At 64.5% G+C, this 22,600-nt stretch carries 19 protein-coding genes; 7 read left to right on the top strand and 12 right to left on the bottom strand.

The features are described 5' to 3' along the window. Nucleotides 1-60 precede the first annotated feature (60 nt). Nucleotides 61-978: a pirin family protein gene (locus ABIB73_RS12895; RefSeq protein ID WP_354224584.1), complete on the bottom strand. Its 918-nt coding sequence runs from the start codon at nt 976-978 to the stop codon at nt 61-63. Nucleotides 979-1,041: 63 nt separating this feature from the next. On the opposite strand from ABIB73_RS12895, the gene ABIB73_RS12890 reads away from it, so the two are divergent. The 3 genes from ABIB73_RS12890 (at nt 1,042) to ABIB73_RS12880 (ending at nt 4,298) form a co-directional block, all read left to right on the top strand. Beyond that, nucleotides 1,042-1,614: a GNAT family N-acetyltransferase gene (locus ABIB73_RS12890; RefSeq protein WP_354224582.1), complete on the top strand. Its 573-nt coding sequence runs from the start codon at nt 1,042-1,044 to the stop codon at nt 1,612-1,614. Between the two features lie 51 nt (nt 1,615-1,665). Continuing rightward, a complete protein-coding gene (locus tag ABIB73_RS12885; RefSeq protein ID WP_354224580.1) occupies nt 1,666-2,727 on the top strand; it encodes an AraC family transcriptional regulator in 1,062 nt (353 codons plus the stop codon). Nucleotides 2,728-2,873: 146 nt separating this feature from the next. After that, on the top strand, nt 2,874-4,298 hold the full coding sequence (locus tag ABIB73_RS12880; RefSeq protein ID WP_354224578.1) for a serine hydrolase domain-containing protein: 1,425 nt from the start codon (nt 2,874-2,876) through the stop codon (nt 4,296-4,298). A gap of 56 nt (nt 4,299-4,354) precedes the next feature. On the opposite strand, the gene ABIB73_RS12875 is transcribed toward ABIB73_RS12880, so the two are convergent. Further along, nucleotides 4,355-5,725 (bottom strand): MmgE/PrpD family protein, encoded by a 1,371-nt coding sequence (locus ABIB73_RS12875; protein WP_354224576.1) that lies wholly within the window; start codon nt 5,723-5,725, stop codon nt 4,355-4,357. Between the two features lie 122 nt (nt 5,726-5,847). Between ABIB73_RS12875 and ABIB73_RS12870 the strand changes: the two genes are divergently transcribed. Continuing rightward, complete coding sequence (locus tag ABIB73_RS12870; protein ID WP_354224574.1) at nt 5,848-6,981, top strand: FUSC family protein; 1,134 nt, start codon at nt 5,848-5,850, stop codon at nt 6,979-6,981. A 310-nt stretch (nt 6,982-7,291) separates the two neighbouring features. Further along, nucleotides 7,292-7,786 (top strand): septal ring lytic transglycosylase RlpA family protein, encoded by a 495-nt coding sequence (locus tag ABIB73_RS12865; RefSeq protein ID WP_354224970.1) that lies wholly within the window; start codon nt 7,292-7,294, stop codon nt 7,784-7,786. 218 nt (nt 7,787-8,004) lie between these two features. Here ABIB73_RS12865 and ABIB73_RS12860 read toward each other — a convergent pair whose 3' ends face one another. The 10 genes from ABIB73_RS12860 to rpsT form a co-directional block, all read right to left on the bottom strand. After that, a complete protein-coding gene (locus ABIB73_RS12860) occupies nt 8,005-8,655 on the bottom strand; it encodes a 2-hydroxychromene-2-carboxylate isomerase (protein ID WP_354224572.1) in 651 nt (216 codons plus the stop codon). Beyond that, complete coding sequence (locus ABIB73_RS12855; protein WP_354224571.1) at nt 8,652-9,140, bottom strand: DUF2867 domain-containing protein; 489 nt, start codon at nt 9,138-9,140, stop codon at nt 8,652-8,654. The genes ABIB73_RS12860 and ABIB73_RS12855 overlap by 4 nt, the downstream gene beginning before the upstream one ends. Continuing rightward, nucleotides 9,137-10,531, bottom strand: coding sequence for an MATE family efflux transporter (locus tag ABIB73_RS12850; RefSeq protein WP_354224569.1), 1,395 nt, complete (start codon nt 10,529-10,531; stop codon nt 9,137-9,139). The genes ABIB73_RS12855 and ABIB73_RS12850 overlap by 4 nt, the downstream gene beginning before the upstream one ends. A gap of 194 nt (nt 10,532-10,725) precedes the next feature. Then, nucleotides 10,726-12,021: a UDP-N-acetylglucosamine 1-carboxyvinyltransferase gene (murA, locus tag ABIB73_RS12845; RefSeq protein ID WP_354224567.1), complete on the bottom strand. Its 1,296-nt coding sequence runs from the start codon at nt 12,019-12,021 to the stop codon at nt 10,726-10,728. Nucleotides 12,022-12,311: 290 nt separating this feature from the next. Continuing rightward, the gene (gene gyrB / locus ABIB73_RS12840) at nt 12,312-14,747 is read right to left on the bottom strand and encodes a DNA topoisomerase (ATP-hydrolyzing) subunit B (RefSeq protein WP_354224565.1); all 2,436 of its coding nucleotides are present in this window, start codon (nt 14,745-14,747) and stop codon (nt 12,312-12,314) included. 252 nt (nt 14,748-14,999) lie between these two features. Continuing rightward, a complete protein-coding gene (gene recF, locus ABIB73_RS12835; RefSeq protein ID WP_354224563.1) occupies nt 15,000-16,136 on the bottom strand; it encodes a DNA replication/repair protein RecF in 1,137 nt (378 codons plus the stop codon). A gap of 47 nt (nt 16,137-16,183) precedes the next feature. Then, a complete protein-coding gene (locus ABIB73_RS12830; RefSeq protein WP_354224969.1) occupies nt 16,184-16,471 on the bottom strand; it encodes a GIY-YIG nuclease family protein in 288 nt (95 codons plus the stop codon). A gap of 58 nt (nt 16,472-16,529) precedes the next feature. Continuing rightward, nucleotides 16,530-17,648 (bottom strand): DNA polymerase III subunit beta, encoded by a 1,119-nt coding sequence (gene dnaN / locus ABIB73_RS12825; RefSeq protein WP_354224561.1) that lies wholly within the window; start codon nt 17,646-17,648, stop codon nt 16,530-16,532. Between the two features lie 258 nt (nt 17,649-17,906). Further along, entirely contained in the window at nt 17,907-19,319 is a 1,413-nt protein-coding gene (dnaA, locus tag ABIB73_RS12820; RefSeq protein WP_354224968.1) for a chromosomal replication initiator protein DnaA, read from the bottom strand. Nucleotides 19,320-20,583: 1,264 nt separating this feature from the next. Further along, nucleotides 20,584-20,850, bottom strand: a complete 267-nt coding sequence (rpsT, locus tag ABIB73_RS12815) for a 30S ribosomal protein S20 (RefSeq protein WP_354224559.1) — start codon at nt 20,848-20,850, stop codon at nt 20,584-20,586. 405 nt (nt 20,851-21,255) lie between these two features. On the opposite strand from rpsT, the gene ABIB73_RS12810 reads away from it, so the two are divergent. Together ABIB73_RS12810 and msrA are read left to right on the top strand one after the other, a co-directional pair. Further along, entirely contained in the window at nt 21,256-21,573 is a 318-nt protein-coding gene (locus ABIB73_RS12810) for a hypothetical protein (protein ID WP_354224558.1), read from the top strand. A 129-nt stretch (nt 21,574-21,702) separates the two neighbouring features. Next, on the top strand, nt 21,703-22,359 hold the full coding sequence (gene msrA, locus ABIB73_RS12805; RefSeq protein WP_354224557.1) for a peptide-methionine (S)-S-oxide reductase MsrA: 657 nt from the start codon (nt 21,703-21,705) through the stop codon (nt 22,357-22,359). The last annotated feature ends 241 nt before the right edge of the window (nt 22,360-22,600 follow it).

Genomic DNA, 22,600 nt, shown 5'->3' with positions numbered 1-22,600 from the left:
CAGGGCCTTCGAGCGGGAAATCCGGCCACACCGGACGGCGCAGCCGGAAGCCGGGATAGCCTATTCCGGCAGCGGAATGAACTCATGTTCCTGCGGAACCGCCGCGAAGCGCCCGGTTTTCCAGTCCTGCTTGGCCTGCTCGATGCGCTCCTTGCTGGAGGAGACGAAATTCCACCAGATGTGGCGCGGTCCCTCCAGCGCATCGCCGCCGAGAAACATCATCCGCGTTGGCCTCACGGTCTTCACGGTGATGCGGTCGCCGGGCCGGAAGATCAGGAGCCGCGGCCCCTCATAGCGCTCGTTCGCGATCTCGACCTCGCCGTCGACGAGATAGATCGCGCGCTCCTCATGGTCGGGGTCGAGCGGCACGCTCGCGCCGGCGACGGCGTTGATTTCGGTATAGAACCAGGGCGACACCATCGACACCGGCGAGGCGATGCCGAACGACGAGCCCGCGATCACCCGCGCGGTGAAATCGCGCTCGGAGATCATCGGCAGGTCGCCCGCGGCGTAGTGCTGGAACGACGGTGCAATCTCTTCGGATCCGGCTGGCAGTGCGATCCAGCTTTGCAGGCCGAGCATCTGCTGGCCCGATGCGCGCTGCGCGTCCGGCGTGCGCTCGGAATGCGCGATGCCGCGCCCGGCGGTCATCAGGTTCATCGCGCCGGGCGCGATCTCCTGGACGTTGCCCTCGCTGTCGCGATGCATGATGGAGCCGTCAAAGAGATAGGTGACGGTGGCAAGCCCGATATGCGGATGCGGCCGCACGTCCATGCCCTTGCCGGACACGAACTGCACCGGACCGAAATGATCGAAGAAGATGAAGGGCCCGACCATCTGCCGCTTGCCATGCGGCAGCGCGCGCCGCACCGCGAACCCGTCGCCGAGGTCGCGCGTGCGCGGCACGATGACGAGATCAAGCGCATCGCAGGACATGGGATCGCCGAGCACGGGATCGTTGGAGGGTTGCCAGCTCATGGTGGACTCCTGTTTCTTGCTGGTATGATCGTAGCAGAACAATGTCGGGAACGGGAGGAGACGATGATTCCGCCGCTCAAGCCAGGTGCAAGGCTGTTGCAAGTGTCCGGCCCAAGAATCGAGACGGAACGCCTGATTCTGCGCCCATGGCGCGCAAGCGATATTGCGCCCAATTCCGTAATGCTGAGCGATCCGGGTACGGCCCGCTTCATCGCTGCCGATGGCAAACCGGTCACGACCGAGATTGCGGGCTGGCGTAACGCGGCCGTGATGTCCGGGCACTGGGCACTTCATGGCTTCGGCATGTTCGCGGTCGAAGAAAAGTCGAGCGGTGCCTATGTCGGGCGGGTCGGTCCGTGGTGTCCGCCGGGCTGGCCCGGCTTCGAGGTCGGCTGGGGCATTGCCGGGGAGTTTCGCGGGAAGGGCTATGCGGTCGAGGCGGCCCGTGCATCGATTGATTGGTCGTTCGACAGCTTTGAGGTCGACGACATCATGCACTGTATCGAAAGCGAGAATGCGCCATCGCAAGCCGTGGCCCGCAGCCTCGGGGCCCGGAAGGATCGCAAGATTGAGCTGTTCGGGAAGCCTGCCGACGCCTGGATCACGTCACGCGCCTCGTGGACCCGGCAAAATTGAATCGTTCTCAAATCTGACTTAGGTTCGCGGCGCAAGCGATCGGACCGACGGATGCTGCTGACCAATCTCGAACTCGCCTTTCGCGCTGCCAGCGTCGCGCTGCTGCTGGTGCTGGCGGCGTCACTGTTACAGGACTTTCGCAATGTGCTGGCAGCCCGGCTCGGCGCAGCCTTCGCGCTGGGCTCGGCCGCGCATGCTGTGAGCTATTCGTTGGATGTCACGTCGCGGATCCCGCTCTGGCATGCACCGCTGATCGCATTGTCGACCGGCAGCATGGTGGTGTTCTGGCTGTTCACACGCTCCCTGTTCGACGACGAGTTTCACCTCCGCTGGTGGCACGGATCGGTCTGGGCGCTGGTGGCGGCCTTCAGCTTCGTAGGCTGCGTCTGGATTGCACCCAGCGGCCATGTGCGGTTCTCGGTGACGGTGGTCAATCTGATCGTGCTCGGTTTCATCGCGCTTGCGATCGGGCAGACGATCGCCTCCTGGCCGGCCGACCTGGTCGAGCGCCGCCGCCGCGTTCGCGTCTTCATCGTCTGTGCAACCGCGCTCTATGGCGGGCTGAACGCGGTGCTCCAGATCGCCGTCGCCGGGCACCACGTCGGCGAGGTCGCCGAAACCATCAATGCCGGCGTGCTCGCCTGCACCGTCGCGGCGATCGTCTATGCCATGATGCGCGTTGACGGGGCGGATCTGTTTCCGGCCGCGGCGGAGCCCGCACCGCCGATTGTTTTCAGTCAGCCTGCGGCCGATGACGCCGCCGATCAAAAGCTCATCGACGCCTTGATGCGGCTGATAGCGGACGAGCGGATCTATCGCCAGGAGAACATCACCATCGGCGTGCTGGCGGGCCGGCTGAAAATTCCGGAATACCGGCTGCGCCGGTTGATCAACCAGCGGCTCGGCTATCGCAACTTCAATGTGTTTCTGAACAATCACCGGATCGAGGAGGCCAAGGCCGCGCTCGCCGATCCCACCCAGGCCGAGGTTCCCGTCATCACCATCGCGATGGACGCCGGCTTCCAGTCGCTCGGCCCGTTCAACCGCGCCTTCAAGGCGGTCACGGGCGTGACCCCGACGGAGTATCGGCGGCTCAAGGCCGATGCGGCCTAGATTATTAGCTCATTGAAATCACATCTGAATTTCAAATTCGGCTAGCCCCGGTCAGTTTCGACGAGGTCGTATTTCAAATCCGGCGAGCACGCTTCGCCCGCATCCGGCTCCTTCTCCGCCACTTGCCCCCAAGCCGGAGAAAGCCCGTGACCCGCCGCCGCAAGATCCTCCTCACGACCGCCATCGCCTTTGCCGGCCTCGCCCTCGGCGCGGCGCGGGCCCGCGACGTGCCGAAGGTTGCCACCGGCTTCATCGCCGACACACTCTGCTCGGAGACGTTCGTCTCCGGCCTCGATCCCATGCGTGACCTCGCCGAGACCACCGATGCGATGCCGGGCGCGGGTCTGTTGACCTGGGCGATGGATGTTCAGGTCGATCGCGCGCGCAAGGATGTCACCGTGACCCTGTTCGGCATCGGCCGCAGTCACGCCGTCTATCGCGAGGGGCTCGGCTGCACCCTCGAGCACGACGAGGGGATCGCCGACGTCGCGCTGCCGCCGGACGACAAGCAGCCCGCCTTGCTGCCCGCGATCGCCGGTCCGGGACTCGTGCTGCCGCAGAGCGAGGGGCTGTTAGCCGCGCTCGACCGCGCCTTCGCCGAGCCCGCCCAGTCGCCCTATCGCCGCACCCGCGCGATCGTCGTCATGAAGGCCGGCCGCATCATCGCGGAGCGCTATGCTGATGGTGTCGGGCTGGAGACACAGCTGCTCGGCTTCTCCATGACGAAGTCGGTGATGTCGGCTCTGACAGGCATTCTCGTGCGCCAGGGCAAGCTGAAGCTCGATGGGCCCGCGCCGGTTGCGGCCTGGCAAAATCCGGATGATCCGCGCCATGCCATCACCGTCGATCAGTTGCTGCGTCACACCGCCGGCATTGCGCTCGGTAGTTCGTTGCAGGCCTCGCTCGTCTCCGCGCTCGAGCCGGTCAATGCCATGAAATACGCTGAGGACGATATGGCCAGCTTTGCCGAGCGCGCGCCGCTTGCGACTGCACCGGGCACGGCGTGGAATTATCATGACGGCAACTTCCTCATTCTCGCGCTTCTGATCCGCAACGCCGCTGGCGGCAAGCCAGCGGATGCGCTTGCCTTCGCGCGCCGCGAATTGTTTGCGCCGCTCGGTATGAACAACGTCACGCTCCAGCTCGACGGAGCCGGCACGATCGAGGGCTCCGGCGAGATGCTCGCGTCCGCACGCGATTGGGCGCGCTTCGGCCAGCTCTATCTCAACGACGGCGTCGCCGGCGGCAAGCGCATCCTCCCCGAAGGCTGGGTGAATTACTCGGCCACGGCCACGCCGAAGGCCTGGGTCGGCATCGGTGCCGGCTTCTGGACCAACCAGGGTGACAGTTTTGGCGCGAATTTTCGCACCGGGCACGGCTGGCCGCGCGATGCCTTCTTCGCCAAGGGCACGATCGGGCAATATGTGATCGTGATTCCGTCCGAGCGGCTGGTGATTGTAAGGCTAGGCCGCTCGCCGAATTGGCCGCCGGAAGCGGATGGCGTGTTCGATCTCGTGCGGGATGTAGTCGCAGCGACGCGCGAGAAGGGGAAGCTGGCGGGGGTGGATTGAGCCGTCTCTTACCCTCCCCCTCCAGGGGAGGGTAAGCAGAGCGATGTGGCGAGAACCTACTGCCTCCCCAACTCCGTCGCCTTGGCCACGCGGTCAAACCGCTCCAGCGACATGATCGCATCGGCGAACTTATCGGCTCGCGCATTCAGCACCGGCCGTGCCAGCGTCAAGAACTTCTGCTGCATCGCCTGCGCATCGGGAAACGAGGTCGGCTCGCCGGAGGGATCGGCATAGAGCCGCTCGTGCACGCCGTCGTCGGTGGTGATGCTGACGCGGGCGCCGAACGGATGCGTGCGGCCGACTTCCAGCCGGTCGTCCTGCACCACGTCGAATTTGTCGGCGAGCGCGTCGATGGCGGCATCGCCAAGGCGGCCGTAATCGTCCCAGCCAAATGAGCCCTGGTCGAGCGCGAGCGCGCCGGTGAAGAACATCGAGAACTGGCCGCCGACGATCGAGGTGGGATGCCGCTTGGTCGCGGCATCGCCGGTCAGGGTGATGCCGTTGCGATGCAGGCCGATCTCGACGCGCTTGACCTGGTCGGGCGTCAGATTGTGCTCGCGCCGCATCGCGATCAGCGCGTCGATCGCGGCATGGGTATAGCGGCAGCTCGGATAGGGTTTGACGCCGATCTTCATGGTCTCATAGCTCGTGCCGAGCCCGGCCACCGCCTTGTCCGGATGCGCATCGTCGGTGTATCCGGCGAGCAGGCCGTGCTTGCCTTCGACCGATTCCGTCGCGCCGACGAAATCGTTGCGCGCCAGCGTCGCGGCGATCACGCCGTTCATCGCGGCGGCGCCGACCTGGTAGCGCTTGTTCCAGGCGCCGTTGACCAAGAATTGCAGCGAGCCCGCGGCCTGACTGCCGGCGACGCCGAAGGCGGCGATGATCTGCTGTTCAGAGAGCCCGAACAGTTTGCCGGCTGCGGCTGCCGCGCCATAGGTGCCGGCGGTCGCGGTCGGATGGAAGCCGCGCGCATAATGTGAGGTCGGATCGAGCGCGTTGCCCAGACGGCAGCACACCTCGTAGCCGGCGACGATCGCGGTCAGCACGTCCCGTCCGGAAGCGCCGACCATCTCGCCGACGGCGAAGGCGGCGGGCACCACCGGCGCGCTCGGATGCAGCGAGGAATCCGCGTGCGTGTCGTCGAAATCGAGGGAGTGGCCGAGCGCGCCGTTGAGGAGGGCCGCGACCGCGGGCGTCCAGGTCTTGGCATCGCCGAACACGGTGGACTCGCCCTTGGTGTCGAGTGCCAGCGCTTCCAGCATCTTCAGGAGCGACGGGGTCGATTCCGCCTCGCTGCGGGCCCGTATGGCGCTGCCGAGGAAATCCAGCGTCAGCACCTTGGCGCGATCCAGCACCTCCGCCGGAATATCCTGGAATTTCAGGTTGGCGACATAGGCGGCAAGCGTTGCGGTTTCGTGGGCCATCGTGTTTCCTCGTTTTGGCCGGCAAGTTAGGCGGGCTGATTTGGCCTTTCAAGCGGCGTTGCGGCCGCGGGCATCAGCTATGCTGCCGGCATGGACGGGATCGGCGACCGGGGCAATTGATGATGGCACTCGCAAGACAGCTGTTCGACCGGATCCTGTCGCGGCGGACGCAATTGGGGCTGGCGGTCCGGGTCACCGTGGCTGCGACCGCGGCCTATGCACTTGCCACCGCTCTGCACCTGTTATTGCCGCTCTGGGCCGTCCTCACCTCCATCATCGTGACCCAGATGAGCGTCGGGCGCTCGCTGAAGGCGACGCGCGACTACATGCTCGGCACGATAGGTGGCGCGATCTATGGTGGCGCCATCGCAATCCTGATCCCCTATTCCGGCGAACTGGGTCTTCTGGGTTTGCTGGTGCTGGCCGTGGCGCCGCTTGCTTTTGTCGCAGCGATCTATCCGAACCTGAGCTCTGCAACGGTGACGGCCGTGATCGTGCTCGTGCTTCCGAGCATGCATCATGCCGATCCCATGGCCTCGGCGATCGACCGCGTCAGCGAGGTCTCGGTCGGCGCCATCACCGGGCTGCTGGTCTCCTTCCTGGTGCTGCCATCGCGCGCGGTGCTGCAGATCCGTGCCAGCGCGGCCAAGCTGCTCGAGCTTATCGCGGCGGCCTTCACCGAATTGCTGGCGGGCCTCACGCGCGGCCGCGATAACGATGCGTTGCATCGGATCCAGGACGGCATCGGCACCGCAATGGTCGGCATGAATACCATCGGCGCCGAAGCCGAACGCGAGCGCGCCGCGCGGCTGTCAGGCGGGCCCGACACCGGTCCGCTTCTGCGGACGATCTTGCGGCTGCGCCACGACGTCGTGATGATCGGCCGCGCCACTGTGGTGCCGCTACCGATTGATGTGCAGGTTCGGCTCGCGGCACCGCTGGCGGAGGTCAGCGCCGCGATCGTGCGCTTCCTGAAGTCGGCGGCTGAAGCCATGCGCGAGGGCGCCGGCGCGCCGCCGATCCATCCCGTGCACGTCGCGCTCCAGCATTACGCCGAGGCGGTCGCGGCCGTGCGCCAGGACGGCTTGATCCGCGGCCATCCCGCCGATACTGCGGAACGCTTCTTCGCGCTGGGCTTCTCGCTGGAGCAGATGCACCAGAATCTCTGCGACCTCGATCGCGTCGTCGGCGAATGGTCGGAAGCCATGGCCGACAAGCCGGCGCGTAGCGGAGTGAGTTCGGACGTGTCCTCGTAAACGCTGGCTTCCGACAGCAATGCGGACGTCGCCCGGCTTCGCCGTGATCGGCGGCTTATGATCCTTGGCCGCCGTCGCACGCGTCACTCACGTCAGGGTCCGTTAAGTCATGCTGCTGACGCAATCTCTGTCTTAGTCGGTGAGAACCTAAAACACTGCGTGAGGACCGCTCTGGTTCCCACAACGGTTCCGTAGCCAGGGGTTGGCTCGAATCCGCAAAAGATTGGCGCAAGTTCATGAACGTTTCCGCGTTCGCTTGGCCATGTTTGCGGTATCGGGAACCGGACAATCGAAAAAAATCACAGGACTTATGATGATGTTCCGCTCGAGCGCCGCAATTTGCGGCGCCCTGCTTGCGCTTGCCGTTTCTGTTACCGTTGCTCGAAGTGAAACGCGTGGAGTTCACTCAAGTGTCGTCGTCGATGCCGCCTCTGGAGATGCGATCGTCGGCGCAGCATCCACGTACAATCCGTTCAAGCCCGGCAAGGAGGAGGGCGGTCCGAAGACAGCCTCCGGCGAGCGTTATGATCCCTCTGCCTGGGCGGCGGCCATCAAGACGAGTTTGCGCCGGAAATTTGGTGGGGTCCAATTTGGTGCGAGGCCGAAATATGCCCTCGTCGAGGCCGTAGGCAAGAAGGTCATCGTCAAGATAAATGACGTGGGGCCACTAAGGCCTGGCCGCATCATTGACCTCAACGAGCGAACGATGCGCCATTTCGATCCAAGCCTGGAGCTCGGAGTCATTGATGACGTAAGAGTTAGTCCGCTTGCAGGGGACAATTGGACCCCGGGACCGGTGGGCTGAACATTCCACGCGAAAAAGGTAGTGCACGTCTCGGACAGCGGGGCCCGCTTTGATGGCCTCCTCGCCAGGGATCCTCAGGGGCTATGCCACCCCTGGCGGCAAGGCGCCGATCGGCCAGTCCGCGTTGCCATGAATTCCGAAATGAAAAGAACCTGGCCGAATGTCTCCTCATGGCCCAAGGGCGGCATTCATACCTGACGAATTCGAGAATACACGCCCTAACGCCGCGCGAGCCCCTTGCCCTGCATGCGCCAGAGCAGGAGATCGATGCGATCCTGGCCGAAGAACGGCTCCTTCTCGAACACGAAGGTCGGCACGCCCCAATGGCCGGAGGCGGCGTGGTCCTTCTCGTTCTCGACAATGATCTCCTCGTAACGATCGGCGTCAGTGCGGATCGCCGCATCCATCGCGGATAGATCGAAGCCGGCTGTCTCGGCGGCGCGCGCGAGATGATCGCCCTCGTTCCATCCCGCGACCGAGCCGTCCCACATCACGCGCGCGATCGCGGCGACGAATGGCAGCGCGCGGCCCTCGCTTTGCGCCATGGCGCCGAGCCGGGTCAGGCGATGGATATAGGGTTGATCCGCCCCGACCTCCAGCGTCTTCATGTCCTGCACGATCGGATCGGGCCGCGGAAAGCGGAACGGAATGCCCTCGTGCTCGGCGACGCGGCGGGAGTCCAGCACGATGTAGCGCGCAAATTGCGGACTGGCCTTCTTGAAGAAGCCGGGCACGCGGACCGCGAGCGGATAGACCGGTCGCAAATTCACCGCGAGATCGTACTCTTCGACCAGTTTCAGCGTCCTCGGCAGCGCCAGATAGCTGTAGGGGCTGCGAAAGGAAAAGAACAGGTCGACGGACAGCGTCATCGCGCCGGCTCCACGATTCGCCCCATCATGCTGCGGGCTACGAGCTTGTGGAAGGGCGTGATAAGCGCGAGGTAGGTCCGGCCCAGCAGATTGTTGGTCCGCACCAGCGTGGTCAAGGTGACGTGGCGGAGCGTCGTGTCGCCGGCAACGTTGACCACGATGCGGAAGTCGAGATGAGAATCATCGAAGCCGGCGACCAGCCGCTCCGGCGTCTCGCTCAGCACCGGAAACAGGCCGATCAGGCCGCCGGGCGCCGGCGCGCCTTCGCCCGATGTCTTCAGCCCGAACGGTGTGACGAGGATGTTGCGCAGGCGTATCAGCGCATCGATCCAGCGCGGCCCGTGCAGCACCATCCTTGTGCAGGCCTCGCGCGCATTCACTGGGGTTGTGCCGATCTCAACGCGAAAGGCGTCGATGAACTGCGCGCCGGCCAGCACGGCGCCGGCATCGACATCGGGGGTGACTTCGCGAACGGGTTCGGTCATCCCGCGATCTTGCGCGTCAGCATCCCAAAGCGCAAGATCAGCAGGCCGGCATAGACGAACGATCCGATCGACAGTCCGATCCAGACGCCGACCGCGCCGAGATTGGCGTGGAAGGCGAGCCACCAGGCGATCGGGAAGCCGACGCACCAATAGCCGATCGCCGCGAACACCAATGTCATCTTTGTGTCATTGATGCCGCGCAGCGCGCCGCCCATGATGGTCTGCAGCGCATCGGCGATGAAGAAGGTTGCGCCGACCAAAAGCAGTGTTGCGGTCAGCGAGACGGTCGGAGCGCTGGCCTCGCTGTTGCCGAGGAACAGTCGTCCCAACTCATAGCGGCCGAGGATGATGGCAACCGTCAGCGCCGAGACGAACGCGATCCCGAGCACCGCTGCGACGAGGCCCGCGCGTCGGACGCCGGCCGGCTCGTTACGGCCAAACGCGTGACCGACCCGCACCGTCGCGGCCATGCCGATGCCGAGCGGCACCATGAACAAGACGGCCGTGACCTGGAGGGCGATCTGGTGCGCGGCCAGCGCGGTGGTCGAGATTAGCCCCATCAGCAGCGCGGCCGAAGAGAACAGGCCGTATTCCAGCAGGAGCGAGAACGAGATCGGAGCGCCGATCACGATGAGCTGACGCATCAAGGGCCAGTCGATCCGCCACAGATGGGCCAGCGGATGATAGTCGGCGAACGGCTTGCGCCACGCAGCGATTGCAAGCGCGGCGATGAAGGTGCCGAGATTGACGAGCGTCGTCGCCAGTCCCGCGCCGAACAGGCCGAGTTCCGGCAGGCCGAACAGGCCGTGGATCAGGGCATAGACCAGCGCGGCGTTGGCGGGGATCGCCGCAAGCGTGATCCACAGCGGCGACTGCGGCCGGTTCATCGCGCTCATCAGGCCGCGCAGCGCGACGAAGCCGAGCGCAGGCGCGATGCCCCATGCCAGCCCGTTCAGATAATGCTGGGCAAGGCTCGCGGACTGCGGCGCCTGCCCAAGCGCGATCAGGATGTGCTCGCCATAGAGCGGCGAGGCCATCATCGGCAGCGAGATCAGGAGCGCGACCCACAAGCCGACGCGCAACGCGTGGCGCATGCGCCTGACATCGCCGACGCCAAACGCCTGTGCGGCCAGCGGAGACACCGCGACGACGAGTCCGAGCCCGAAGGTGAAGCTGACGAAATAGACCGTGTGCGCAAGTGCCGCAGCCGCGACCGCGTCCTCGCCGAGCCGGCCGATCAGCGCGAGATCGGTCGTCATCATCGCCATCTGCCCGAGCTGCGTCAGCATCATCGGCACGGCCAGCCGCAACGTCTCGACGAACTCTCGCGCGAGATGGTTGGCGTGCGCGCCGGCTTGCGGCTGCGGAGGGTGTTCGACGCTGTCAAGCATGGCTATCCAGTAGCATCGCAGGGCGACGAAAACATGGCTCCCACTCTCGTGTCCCGGACGCGCGAAGCGCGAGCCGGGACCCAGGAGCCAAGTGCGCCGCTCTCGGCCGCCTGGCCCCGGCTCAGCAGCGCATCACTGGCGTGCTGCGCTGCGTCCGGAGCACGAGACCATTCTCAGTTTGAAGAGGGCGAACGTCAGCCCTTCCGCTCGGGCACGCGCCGGATCTTCGCGCCCAGCGCGTTGAGCCGTTCGTCGATGCGCTCGTAGCCGCGCTCGATCTGGTCGGCGTTGTTGATGGTGGACGTTCCCTCGGCGCAGACCGCTGCCAGCAGCATCGCCATGCCGGCGCGGATGTCGGGCGAGATCATCGATGCGCCGCGCAAGCGGCTCGGACCTGCGATGATGGCGCGATGAGGATCGCAGAGGACAATACGCGCGCCCATCGCGATCAGCTTGTCGACGAAGAACATCCGCGATTCGAACATCTTCTCGAACATCAGGATCACGCCCTCGCATTGCGTGGCGGTGACGATCGCGATCGACATCAGGTCGGCGGGGAAAGCCGGCCAGGGCTGGTCCTCCAGCTTCGGCACGTGGCCGCCGAAATCGTCCTGGATCTTCAGCGTCTGGTTCGAGGGCACGATCAGGTCGTCGCCCTCGACGCGGCAGACGATGCCGAGCCGCTCGAACCCCATGCGGATCGAGCGCAGATGCTCGACGCCGGCGCGCACGATGCGCAAGGGCGAACGCGTTACGGCGGCAAGCCCGATCAGCGAGCCGACCTCGATATGGTCGGGCTGGATCGAAAATGTCGCCGCGCCCAGCGTCGCCGGGCCATGGATCACCATGGTGTTGGTGCCGATGCCCTCGATTCTGGCGCCGAGCGCGACCAGGAAGTTGGCGAGGTCCTGCACATGCGGCTCGGAGGCCGCGTTGCGCAGGTAAGTGACGCCGTCGGCGGCCACCGCCGCGACCAGCGCGTTCTCGGTCGCGGTCACGCTCGGCTCGTCCAGGAACACGTCAGCGCCGGTGAGCTTTGACGCGCGGAATTCGAGCCGGTCCGTCGCCGTGACCTTGGCGCCCAACTGCTCCAGCGCCAGCATATGCGTGTCGAGCCGGCGCCGGCCGATGACGTCGCCGCCGGGCGGCGGCAGCATCACCTCGCCGCAGCGGGCGAGCAGGGGGCCCGCGAGCAGGATCGAGGCGCGGATGCGGACGCAGAGCTCGGGGTCGAGATCGGCGGCGCGGATGCTCTTGGCGTGGATGACCAGCGTATTGCGCGCGCTCCATTCGGCCGATGCGCCGACCGAGCGGATCAGATCGACCAGCGTCTCGGTGTCGCGGATCCGCGGCACGTTCTGAAGCGTCACCGGATGCTCGGTGAGCAGCGCGGCTGCGATGATCGGCAGCGCCGAATTCTTGTTGCCGGACGGCTCGATCGAGCCCGAGAGCCGGTGACCGCCCTCGACGATATATTGGATGGGCGCCACGGGGGGTCTCGCTGTTCTGTTGCGGTGGGGCGGGCTGGTTTGGAGGCGGAAACTACCGAGAATTGAGCGAGGTAGCAATTCTGCACTTGTCGCGGCTTGAGCTTGCTTCGCAACTCCGACGAAGGTGTGCTCCCTCTCCGCTTGCGGGGGAGGGCTGGGGTGGGGGTGTTTCCGCGATGGGATTGTCGAAATTTACGGAGAGTATCCCAGCGGGAAGAAAGCCCTCACCCGTCGCGCTCCGCGAGCGCGCCGACCTCTCCCGCAAGCGGTAGAGGTGCAGCGAGGTCGGCCTAGATATCGATCGTCGCGCTCAGCGAGTGTTCCTGGATGAAATCGCGGCGCGGCTCGACCACGTCGCCCATCAGCTTGGTGAAGATATCGTCGGCCTCATCGACCTCCTTGACCTTCACCTGGAGCAGCGAGCGCACATTGATATCCAGCGTCGTTTCCCAGAGCTGCTCCGGGTTCATCTCGCCCAGCCCTTTGTAACGCTGGAGCGTGACGCCCTTGCGGCCGGCGTCGGTGACGGCTTCGAACAGGTCGACCGGGCCGTAGACCATGTGCTCGACGTCCTTGCGCCGCAGCTTGCCGGGGCGGGCATAAACGTCCTGGAGCTTCACCGTGTATTCGTCGAGCTTGCGGGCTTCGACGGAGCCTAGGAACGCGTCGTCGATGACGGCGGCTTCCTTGACGCCGCGCACCGTGCGCTCGAACTGGAAGCCTTGACCTTCGACATATTGACCGACCCAGCCGCGCTCGACCTCCTCGGACTGATTGTCCAGGCGGCCGGCGATGTACTGTGCGGCGGCGGCGGCTTTCTCGGGATCGCCATAGATCGCCTTGTTCAGCACGCCAGTGATGGCGGCCTGCTCGATCACCTTGCGGTTATAGCGGCTGTGCAGGTTGCGCAGGACGCTGCGGACAGTCCGGGCATCGTCGACCAGCGAACGCAGGTCGCGGCCGGTGCGGTCGCCGCCGGCGCCGGGAATGAACACGCAGTCGTCGAGGCCCGTGTCGATCAGATAGTCTTCCAGCGCGCGCTCGTCCTTCAGATACTGCTCGGACTTGCCACGGCTGACCTTGTAGAGCGGCGGCTGGGCGATATAGAGATAGCCACCGTCGATGATGTCGCGCATCTGCCGGTAGAAGAAGGTGAGCAGCAGCGTGCGGATGTGGGCGCCGTCGACGTCGGCGTCCGTCATCACGATGATCTTGTGATAGCGCAGCTTCTCGATCGAGAATTCGTCGCTGATGCCGGTGCCGAGCGCGGTGATCAGCGTGCCGATCTGCTCGCTTCCCAGCATCTTGTCGGGGCGCACGCGCTCGACATTGAGGATCTTGCCGCGCAGCGGCAGCACCGCCTGGAATTCGCGGTTGCGGCCCTGCTTGGCGCTGCCGCCTGCCGAGTCACCCTCGACGATGAAGAGTTCGGACTTGGCCGGGTCCTTTTCCTGGCAGTCCGCGAGCTTGCCGGGCAGCGAGGAGACCGACAGCGGGCTCTTGCGCGTCAGCTCGCGCGCCTTTCGCGCGGCTTCGCGGGCAGCGGCGGCCTGAATCACCTTGCCGACGATCATCCTGGCTTCGCTCGGGTGTTCCTCGAACCAGGCCTGAAGCGCTTCGTTGAGCACGTTCTCGACCACGGGGCGCACTTCCGAGGACACCAGCTTGTCCTTGGTCTGCGACGAAAACTTCGGATCGGGCACTTTCACCGACAGCACGGCGGTGAGGCCCTCGCGGCAGTCGTCGCCGGTCAGCGCGATCTTTTCCCTCTTGGCGTTGGCCTCGGCATAGCCGTTGACCTGGCGCGTCAGCGCGCCGCGGAAGCCGGCGAGATGGGTGCCGCCGTCGCGCTGCGGGATGTTGTTGGTGAAGCACAGCACGTTCTCATGGTAGCTGTCGTTCCACCACAACGCGGCCTCGACGCCGATGCCGTTGCTCTCCGCGCGCACCATGATCGGCGCCGGCACGATCGCCTTCTTGTTGCGGTCGAGATATTTGACGAATTCCTCGACGCCGCCGGAATAGTGCATTTCCTCGCGCTTCTCGACCGCGTGGCGCATGTCGGAGAGGGCGATGTTGACGCCGGAGTTGAGGAAGGCGAGCTCGCGCAGCCGGTGCTCGAGCGTGGCGAAATCATACTCGATGTTCTTGAAGGTTTCCGTCGAGGCCTGGAACGTCACCTCGGTGCCGCGCCTGCCCGGCGCATCGCCGACCACCACGAGCGGTGCAACCGCATCGCCGTGGGCGAACTCGATGTAGTGCTCCTTGTTGTCGCGCCAGATGCGCAAGCCCAGCTTGCTCGACAGCGCGTTCACCACGGAGACGCCGACGCCGTGCAGGCCGCCGGACACCTTGTAGGAGTTCTGGTCGAATTTTCCGCCGGCGTGGAGCTGGGTCATGATGACCTCGGCCGCCGAAATGCCTTCGCCCTTGTGGATGTCGACGGGAATGCCGCGGCCGTCGTCGCGCACGGTGACGGAATTGTCGGCATTGAGCACGACATCGACGCGCGTGGCATGGCCCGCCAGCGCTTCGTCGATCGCGTTGTCGACGACCTCGTAGACCATGTGGTGCAGGCCCGAGCCGTCGTCGGTGTCGCCGATATACATGCCCGGACGCTTGCGGACCGCATCGAGACCCTTGAGCACGCGGATCGATTCCGCCCCGTAATCGCTTGGAGTTGAGGGCTCGTTTTCGGCAGGCGTCTGCCGAGCAGGTTCTGTCATGAGAGGCCTTCGAAATGTCGCCCGAATCAGCCGCGCAAAAGGCGCTGATTTGCAGGCTATTTGTGCCACGAAAGAGAGATTGCGCCTAGCGCAAAGTATCCTCCGGCAACCCTTTGATGAGATAGGGTTTTTGGGCCGATTTTCAAGGCGTTCGAAGGCCGTTTTTCAGGCGCGTGAAAAGCTCGATTCGACGGCTCATTTTGGGCTCACCGGAGGCCGCATTTTTCCGGATACGAAGGCGCCTGCCAAGCTCTAGCGCCGGGCTGACACCCGCCCGCTCTCGACGTCAAACACCTCGCCGCTGCTGCCGATTTCGGTGAAGGCGACGGGGTCCGCGCCAGTCAGCCACACCTGTGCGCCGAGCTTGCGCAGTTCCTCGAACAGCGCCGTGCGGCGGTTCGGATCGAGATGGGCGACGACTTCGTCGAGCAGCAGCAGCGGCACGATGCCGGTCATCTCGGCGACCAGCGTCGCATGCGCCAGCACGAGCCCGATCAGCAGCGCCTTCTGCTCGCCGGTCGAGGCGTCGCGCGCCGGCATGCTTTTCGGCGCGTAGATCACCTGGAGATCGGTGAGATGCGGGCCGTCGGTGGTGCGGCCGGCAATGGCGTCGCGCGGGCGGTTGTCGCGCAGGATCTGGCGGTAACGATCCTCGACCGCTGTGGCGGTCTTGGTGAGCAGCGCATTCTCCATCCAGCCGTCGAGCGCGATTTGCGCCGACGGAAACGCGGCGGCCTGCGCGCGGACATTGAGCATGCCCGTCAGCCGCGCCGCGGTCTGGCCGCGCGTTGCAGCGACTGCGACCGCAAGCTCGGCGGTCTCGCGCTCGATCGCGTCACACCAATGGTCGTCGTAATTGCGCACCTCGAGCAGGCGGTTGCGCGAGCGCAAGGAACGTTCGAGCGCCGAGATGCGGCTGGAATGGTCGCTGTCGATCGCGAGCACCAGGCGGTCGAAGAAGCGCCGCCGTTCCGACGCGCCTCCCATGAACAGCCCGTCCATCGCCGGCGTCAGCCACACCATGCGGATGTGGTCGCCGAACGCGGTCGCCGAATTGACCGGCTCGCGGTCGATGCGGCAGCGGCGGCTCACCGCAGTGTCCGTGCGCGGCGCGTCGATGCCGGTGCCGAGCGTCGCCAGCCCCAGCGCGCCCTCGACCTGCGCCGAGACCGCCCAGGAGCCGTCCCCCTGATTGTCGGCGACGTCTTCCAGCGTCGCCCGCCGCAAGCCGCGGCCCGGTGACAGAAACGAGATCGCCTCGATGCAATTGGTCTTGCCCGCCCCGTTCGGCCCGACCAGCGCCACCATGTCAGCCGCCGTCTCGAGCCCCGCCGCCCGATAATTGCGAAAATGCGTCAGCGTCAGGCGATGAATGCGAGAGGGGGTCATGTTACCGTTGTCATTGCCGGGCTTGACCCGGCAATCCATCGTCCGCGTCAGCGGACAATTTCATCATATAGGTCGCGCCACTCGGGATTGGTCTTCACGATCAGATCGATCTTCCACTCGCGTGACCAGTGCTTCATGTTCTTTTCGCGCTGGAGGGCAGCGGCGATCGTGTCGTATGCCTCAAAATAGACCAGGGTCTTCACCCCGTAGCGTTTGGTGAAACCGTCCGCCAGACTTTCGCGATGTTCGTAGACGCGTCGGATCAGATTGTTGGTGACGCCGATATAGAGCGTTCCACCGGGCTTACTGGCGAGGATGTACACCCAATAGGTCATGTTGTTTTGATGGATGGCCGGGTCAAGCCCGGCCATGATGAGAGGGGAGAAATAGCCCTCACACCCGCATCGGCATCAGCACGTAGAGCGCGCTCTTGTCGTCGCGGTCCTGCACCAGCGTCGGCGAGCCGGGGTCGGCGAGCTTGAGCGTTGCGACGTCGCCTTCGATCTGGGCGGCGATGTCGAGCAGATAACGCGAGTTGAACCCGATATCGAGGGCGTCGGAGGCGTATTCGACCTCGATCTCCTCGGTGGCGCTGCCGGAATCCGGATTGGTCACCGACAGCACCAGCTTGCCCGGCGACAGCGAGAGTTTGACCGCGCGGCCGCGCTCGCTGGAGATGGTCGAGACGCGGTCGACCGCGTTCTCAAAGTCCTTCTTGTCGACCACGAGCTCCTTGTCGTTGCCCTGAGGGATCACGCGGCCATAGTCGGGGAAGGTGCCATCGATCAGTTTCGAGGTCAGCACCACATTGCCGATGGTGAAGCGGATTTTGGCCTGCGACAGCTCAATCGTGACTTCGGCCTCATTGTCCTCGATCAGGCGCTGCACCTCACCCACGGTTTTCCGCGGCACGATCACGCCCGGCATGCCGTCGGCGCCCTTGGGCTGCACCAGGTCGAGTTGGGCGAGGCGGTGGCCGTCGGTGGCAACGCCGCGCAAGGTCGCAGCCTTGGGCGTCCCGGCGGCGTGCAGATAGATGCCGTTGAGATAATAGCGCGTCTCTTCCGTCGAGATCGCGAACTGGGTGCGGTCGATCAGCCGCTTGACGTCCTTGGCCGCGAGCGAGAACGAATGCGACATGTCGCCGGCGGCGAGATCCGGAAAATCATTCTCCGGCAGGGTTTGGAGCGTGAAGCGCGAGCGGCCGGCGCGGATCGCCAGCACGGCGCGGTCGCCGTCGGCTTCCAGCACGATCTGCGAGCCGTCCGGCAGCTTGCGCACGATGTCGTAGAACATGTGCGCCGGCACGGTGGTGGATCCAGCCGTCGCGGTTTCCGCAGCCAGCGTCTCCGTCACCTCGAGGTCGAGATCGGTCGCCTTCAGCGACAGCTTGGCGTTCTCGGCGCGGACCAGCACGTTGCCCAGGATCGGGATGGTGTTGCGGCGCTCGACCACGCGGTGGACGTGGCCCAGCGACTTCAGGAGTTGCGCGCGTTCGACCGTAACCTTCATTGCACTACTCGCCCGATCCCCAAGAAAACACAGCTTTGAAAACGCCAGGCGGCCGAAAGCGCGCCACGGCACCGAAGACCCCGAAAAGCCGGATCGTCCAGCAGATATGACCAAAGCCGTCAGGGTCGCGCAAGGTGACGCGGAAAGTCATCCGTTTCAAGGGATTGAGGGGCAGTTCCCCACGATTTACCGGCAAAAATGCAACCGCCGCCCTGGCGTGGCCGGGGCGGCGGGAGAGCGGGAATGGGGTCCAGGCGTCTATTCCTGAAGCTGGCGCTTCAGCGACTCGACTTCCTCGGACAGCGCGGTGTCCTTGGAGACCAGGGCCTCGATCTTGCGCACGGCGTGCAGCACCGTGGTGTGGTCGCGTCCACCGAACCGGCGGCCGATTTCCGGCAGCGAGCGCAAGGTCAGCGTCTTGGCGAGGTACATCGCCACCTGGCGCGGGCGGACCACGTTGGCGGTCCGGCGCGAGGACAGCAAGTCGGAGCGGCTGACATTATACTGCCGCGCCACCACGCGCTGGATGTCCTCGATCTTGATCCGCTTGGGCTCCTGCGGCCGGATCAGGTCGCGCACCTCGTGCTCCGCCATCTCCAGCGTCACCGGCCGGTTGTTGAGTTTCGAATGCGCCAGCAGACGGTTGATCGCGCCTTCGAGATCCCGCCCGTTATGGGTGATGGCGCGCGCCAGATAGGCCAGTACCTCCTCAGGCACCTCGAACGTCGCGTGATGGGCGCGGGCGGCTGCGACGCGCGACTTGAGAATGCCATGTCGCAGCTCTTCGCCGAGCGAGCCCATCTCGACCACGAGGCCGCCGGCAAGTCGCGAGCGGACGCGGTCATCGAGGCTTTCGAGATCGGACGGCGGACGGTCGGCCGCGATCACGACCTGGCGGCCGGCGTCGATCAGCGCGTTCAGCGTGTGACAGAACTCGGCCTGCGTCGACTTGCCTTGCAGGAACTGGAGATCGTCGATGACCAGCACGTCGATGCCGCGCAGCGCTTCCTTGAAGGCGAGCGCCGTCTGCGTCTTCAGCGCGGCGACGAAGCCGTACATGAATTTTTCCGCGGTCAGATACAGCACCTTGCGCTCGTTGCCGGAATTGCCGGCCCAGGTCACCGCCTGCAGGAGATGCGTCTTGCCGAGGCCAACGCCGGCATGGATGTAGAGCGGGTTGAACATCACGGGATCGCCGCGACGCCCCTCGGCGACCTGGCGCGCGGCCGCATGCGCCAGCGTGTTGGAGCGGCCGACGACGAAGCTCGCAAAGGTCAGGCGCGGATCGAGCGGCGAGCCGCCGAGCGCATCATGATTGGCGGAGACCGGCGCGGTCGCGGTCGAGCGCAGCTCCGGCGCGGGAGTGCGGCGCGCTTCGACCGTTACGGGCGCTTCCTTGGACTGCACCACAGGGCGCACCGCGGTGCGCACCGTGAGGTCGATGCGATGCACCTCCGGCATCTCGGCCTGCCAGCACGACAGCACGCGCTCGGCATAATGGGCCTGGATCCAGCTCTTCAGGAAGCGGGTCGGAACCGAGAGCCGCACGCTCTCTTCCTGCACGCCTTCCAAATCCATGCGCGCAAACCAGCTTGTATAGACGTCCTCGCCAACGCTCGAGCGCAGCCGACCCTTCACGCGTGACCAGCGATCCTGTTCCGGTGTTGTCATCATTTGAGAACTTTTCTTGAGAGATAAGGTTGCGTTTGTGAGCGCCATGCAGAGTTCCTGCCAGGACCTCTAGAACGGCGCGACCTCAAGCGAGTCCACCTTCAGGCATAGCTCAACCGTTCGGCGGAAATGCCGCGGGTCGGATCAGCGATGTCAGAGATGGAGGGTTCGCGAGGTCAGCGCGTACTCAGCGCTCCGTCGCACGCGGGAGGGTGAAGGTCCGACGGATCCAGAACGGCATCGTTAGAATGGGAAAATTGATTCAATACCGCGTTGAGTCCGTAAGACATGATACCTCCCCGTCCTGCCGTGATTGCTCACGGCAAGGTCCTGCGTGTCTTAAAGACAACCGCGTCAGAAGTCGCGGATGTCCTGCCCGTCTGTACTAGTCGTCCGCTCGGCTTCGCCATCAGGCGTGTCGGGGTAACCTCGCGACGTCTCTCATATGCGCCTGGCGCGAGCGAGATACGAAAGATCCCGCTTGGAGACATTCAGACAAAGAGCTACCGTTCCCACATTGCTATGGGTTTTGAACCGACAATCGCTTGTTGAAGCGCCGCCAACGTGCACACCGCCGCCGATTTGCACGCTCGCCCCGTTTCCAAAACCGCGCTGGTCTCAAGATCGTGGGCGCCGCGAACGACTTAAGGAATACACTAAGCGGAAAGACTCGCAACGAAATTGATTCACACTTGAGGCATCAAAAATCTTGATCTGCGTTAACGCCGCGGGCGAGTTGTTCACAGGCTTGAGACCAAGTTTTTGAATCAGCGCAGAGAATCGAGAGCGAACCGCGTTGTGTGACAATTCCCGAACGGCGACCAAAAATATTTTACAAAAGCGTCACGCGAGTGCCGCGTGACCTCATTTTCCAAATGCTTATGGATGCTATGTCGATAAGTGATTATCGAGACACCGCTTTTTGAGTCTCGTTTCACAGGGTAACTCCACGGCGAAACTTTGTCCCGGTGAAACTACGGTGTGCAGAACTCTCGCACCCGCGAATTCAACTTGAGCCCGCGCCGCAACGGGTTTTCGCAGCGCACTGAAGGTTTCCGCTGTTGCAAAAACACCGGCAGGTAAAATGACGGAGCGCGGCATCGCGAACGCGACACAAGTCTTCCAACCGAAGATTGGTCACCCGGCGACCGCAAGCGTGAATTGTGACAGCCAACAAAAAGCCCGGCGGGAAGCCGGGCTGATTGACGAGCGCAATGTCGATCCGATCAGTCGATCGGATGACTCGACCAGATCGCTTGCGATCTCACTTCGCGAGCTTGGCGATCTGCGCGGTGAGCCGCGAGACTTTGCGGCTGGCGTTGTTCTTGTGGACGATGTTGCGCTGCGCGGCACGCATCAGAGCGGGCTCGGCATTCGCCATCGCCTTCAAGGCAGCGGCGCGGTCGCCGGTCTTGATGGCTTCCTCGACGGTGCGGACGGCACCGCGCATCTGGGTGCGGCGCGACTTGTTGACGGCGGTGCGGCGGGCGATCTTGCGCGTCGCTTTCTTGGCGGAAGTGGTGTTGGCCATGGTCTCAAATGTCCTCTGCGGTAACCGGTCGCGTCTTGATCGGGTGGCGCCGGCAGCTTGACCGCGTAATCGACGCTCGGATTTAGGGTGTTCGGTTGCTAAGGCTGTTCCCGGAACATGAGCGACAGCCTTGCGGCCATCTCTGAGGCTCCAAAGAGCCTTTAAGCTCCGGAGCCTGCAACTGCTCAAAGAACAGCGGCGGCAGGATTGCGCCCGCCGCCAGTTGGCGCCCTTATAGAGGGGGTCTGCGGCACCGTCAACGCTTTCCAGACCCGGAAAACCGGCCTTGGGCAGTCTGAATGCGGGCCGTAACGCCCTGATGAGGTTGAATTTCTGCCGTCTCCCGGCTATTGGCTGGCGACGATTGCTCGGGTCGTCCGATCGGACGACCATATAAGGTGAGGCATGATCCGTGGCTTTTTCCGACTGATTGGGTTGTTGCTGCTGGCCGGCGGTTTCATCTTCATGGTCTATGACGGCGCCCGCTGGGTGGCCGACCAGACCCTGCGGTTCACCCGCTTCGGCCAGTTCTGGAACGACATCAATCAGGCCAGCCAACAGGCGTTCCGGACCTGGGTCGAGGCCAAGGCGCCCTGGCTCTGGACCTCGGTGATCCGCCTGGTGCTGGACCAGCCGGTCTTCGCCGTCCTCGGCATCTTGGGCATCCTGCTGATGATCCTGTTCCGGCCGCGGAAACCCCTGATCGGCTATTCCCGCGACTGAGCTCCGCACAGGACGCGGCGTAACGGGGCTGCCCCTCGCTGCGTAAATGCCTATATTCCCACTTGATCGCGAGCACGCCGCCTGAGCGCCTGGCTCAGGCGACCGACGGCTCGTTTCGGAGTCCGACCAATGCTGTTCATGCGCAAGACCACCGCATTGCCGAGCGCCACGGAAGCGCTGCCGGGCCGTGCGCAACCAATTCCGACCGCGACCACCCATTTCGTCAACGGCGCGAAGCTCGCGCCGCCTTATCCCGCAGGTCTCGAGCAGGCCGTGTTCGGGCTGGGCTGCTTCTGGGGCGCCGAGCGCAAGTTCTGGGAGCTCGGCGACGGCATTTACGCCACTGCTGTCGGCTATGCCGGCGGCCACACGCCGAATCCGACTTATGAGGAGACCTGTTCGGGACGTACCGGCCACACCGAAGTGGTGCTGGTCGTGTTCGATCCGAAGAAGATCCCCTACGAGAAGCTGTTGAAGGCGTTCTGGGAGAGCCACAACCCGACGCAGGGCATGCGCCAGGGAAACGACGTCGGCACGCAGTACCGAAGCGCGATCTACACTTATTCAGATGCGCAGAAGAAAGCGGCCGACGAATCGAAGGCGCTCTATCAGAAGGCGCTCGCCGCAAAAGGGCTCGGTGCCATCACCACCGAGATCGCACCCGCCGGCGCGTTCTATTTTGCCGAGGATTATCATCAGCAATATCTGGCCAAGAATCCCGCCGGCTATTGCGGCCTCGGCGGCACCGGCGTGTCCTGCCCGATCGGCGCGGGCGTGAGCGCGTAATTGTAAACGGCGAAGCGAGTGCCTGCGGCCCATCCTTCGAGACTCCCGCCTACGGCGGGCCCTCAGGATGAGGTCGCGTTTTGCGGCGAGATATCTGACCCTCATGGTGAGGAGCCCGCCAAAGCGGGCGTCTCGAACCATGCAGGCCGAACTCGTTCGGCTGCTTCCCGCCGTCCTATGCGATAGCCCCGCCCAGGGGAGGGTTGAGGCCCCCTCAACGCTTTATTAACCATACCGGGTG

The sequence above is a fragment of the Bradyrhizobium sp. F1.4.3 genome, assembly GCF_040548375.1.
Classification (GTDB): domain Bacteria; phylum Pseudomonadota; class Alphaproteobacteria; order Rhizobiales; family Xanthobacteraceae; genus Bradyrhizobium.
This window is presented reverse-complemented; position numbering and strand designations above follow the sequence as displayed.

Excerpts from the sequence above, each read along its gene's own strand:
- ABIB73_RS12895 (WP_354224584.1), bottom strand. The coding sequence starts at position 978 with ATGAGCTGGCAACCCTCCAACGATCCCGTGCTCGGCGATCCCATGTCC.
- ABIB73_RS12890 (WP_354224582.1), top strand. The coding sequence starts at position 1,042 with ATGATTCCGCCGCTCAAGCCAGGTGCAAGGCTGTTGCAAGTGTCCGGC.
- ABIB73_RS12885 (WP_354224580.1), top strand. The coding sequence starts at position 1,666 with ATGCTGCTGACCAATCTCGAACTCGCCTTTCGCGCTGCCAGCGTCGCG.
- ABIB73_RS12875 (WP_354224576.1), bottom strand. The coding sequence starts at position 5,725 with ATGGCCCACGAAACCGCAACGCTTGCCGCCTATGTCGCCAACCTGAAA.
- ABIB73_RS12870 (WP_354224574.1), top strand. The coding sequence starts at position 5,848 with ATGGCACTCGCAAGACAGCTGTTCGACCGGATCCTGTCGCGGCGGACG.
- ABIB73_RS12865 (WP_354224970.1), top strand. The coding sequence starts at position 7,292 with ATGATGATGTTCCGCTCGAGCGCCGCAATTTGCGGCGCCCTGCTTGCG.
- ABIB73_RS12860 (WP_354224572.1), bottom strand. The coding sequence starts at position 8,655 with ATGACGCTGTCCGTCGACCTGTTCTTTTCCTTTCGCAGCCCCTACAGC.
- ABIB73_RS12855 (WP_354224571.1), bottom strand. The coding sequence starts at position 9,140 with ATGACCGAACCCGTTCGCGAAGTCACCCCCGATGTCGATGCCGGCGCC.
- ABIB73_RS12850 (WP_354224569.1), bottom strand. The coding sequence starts at position 10,531 with ATGCTTGACAGCGTCGAACACCCTCCGCAGCCGCAAGCCGGCGCGCAC.
- gyrB (WP_354224565.1), bottom strand. The coding sequence starts at position 14,747 with ATGACAGAACCTGCTCGGCAGACGCCTGCCGAAAACGAGCCCTCAACT.
- recF (WP_354224563.1), bottom strand. The coding sequence starts at position 16,136 with ATGACCCCCTCTCGCATTCATCGCCTGACGCTGACGCATTTTCGCAAT.
- ABIB73_RS12830 (WP_354224969.1), bottom strand. The coding sequence starts at position 16,471 with ATGACCTATTGGGTGTACATCCTCGCCAGTAAGCCCGGTGGAACGCTC.
- dnaN (WP_354224561.1), bottom strand. The coding sequence starts at position 17,648 with ATGAAGGTTACGGTCGAACGCGCGCAACTCCTGAAGTCGCTGGGCCAC.
- dnaA (WP_354224968.1), bottom strand. The coding sequence starts at position 19,319 with ATGACAACACCGGAACAGGATCGCTGGTCACGCGTGAAGGGTCGGCTG.
- rpsT (WP_354224559.1), bottom strand. The coding sequence starts at position 20,850 with ATGGCCAACACCACTTCCGCCAAGAAAGCGACGCGCAAGATCGCCCGC.
- ABIB73_RS12810 (WP_354224558.1), top strand. The coding sequence starts at position 21,256 with ATGATCCGTGGCTTTTTCCGACTGATTGGGTTGTTGCTGCTGGCCGGC.
- msrA (WP_354224557.1), top strand. The coding sequence starts at position 21,703 with ATGCTGTTCATGCGCAAGACCACCGCATTGCCGAGCGCCACGGAAGCG.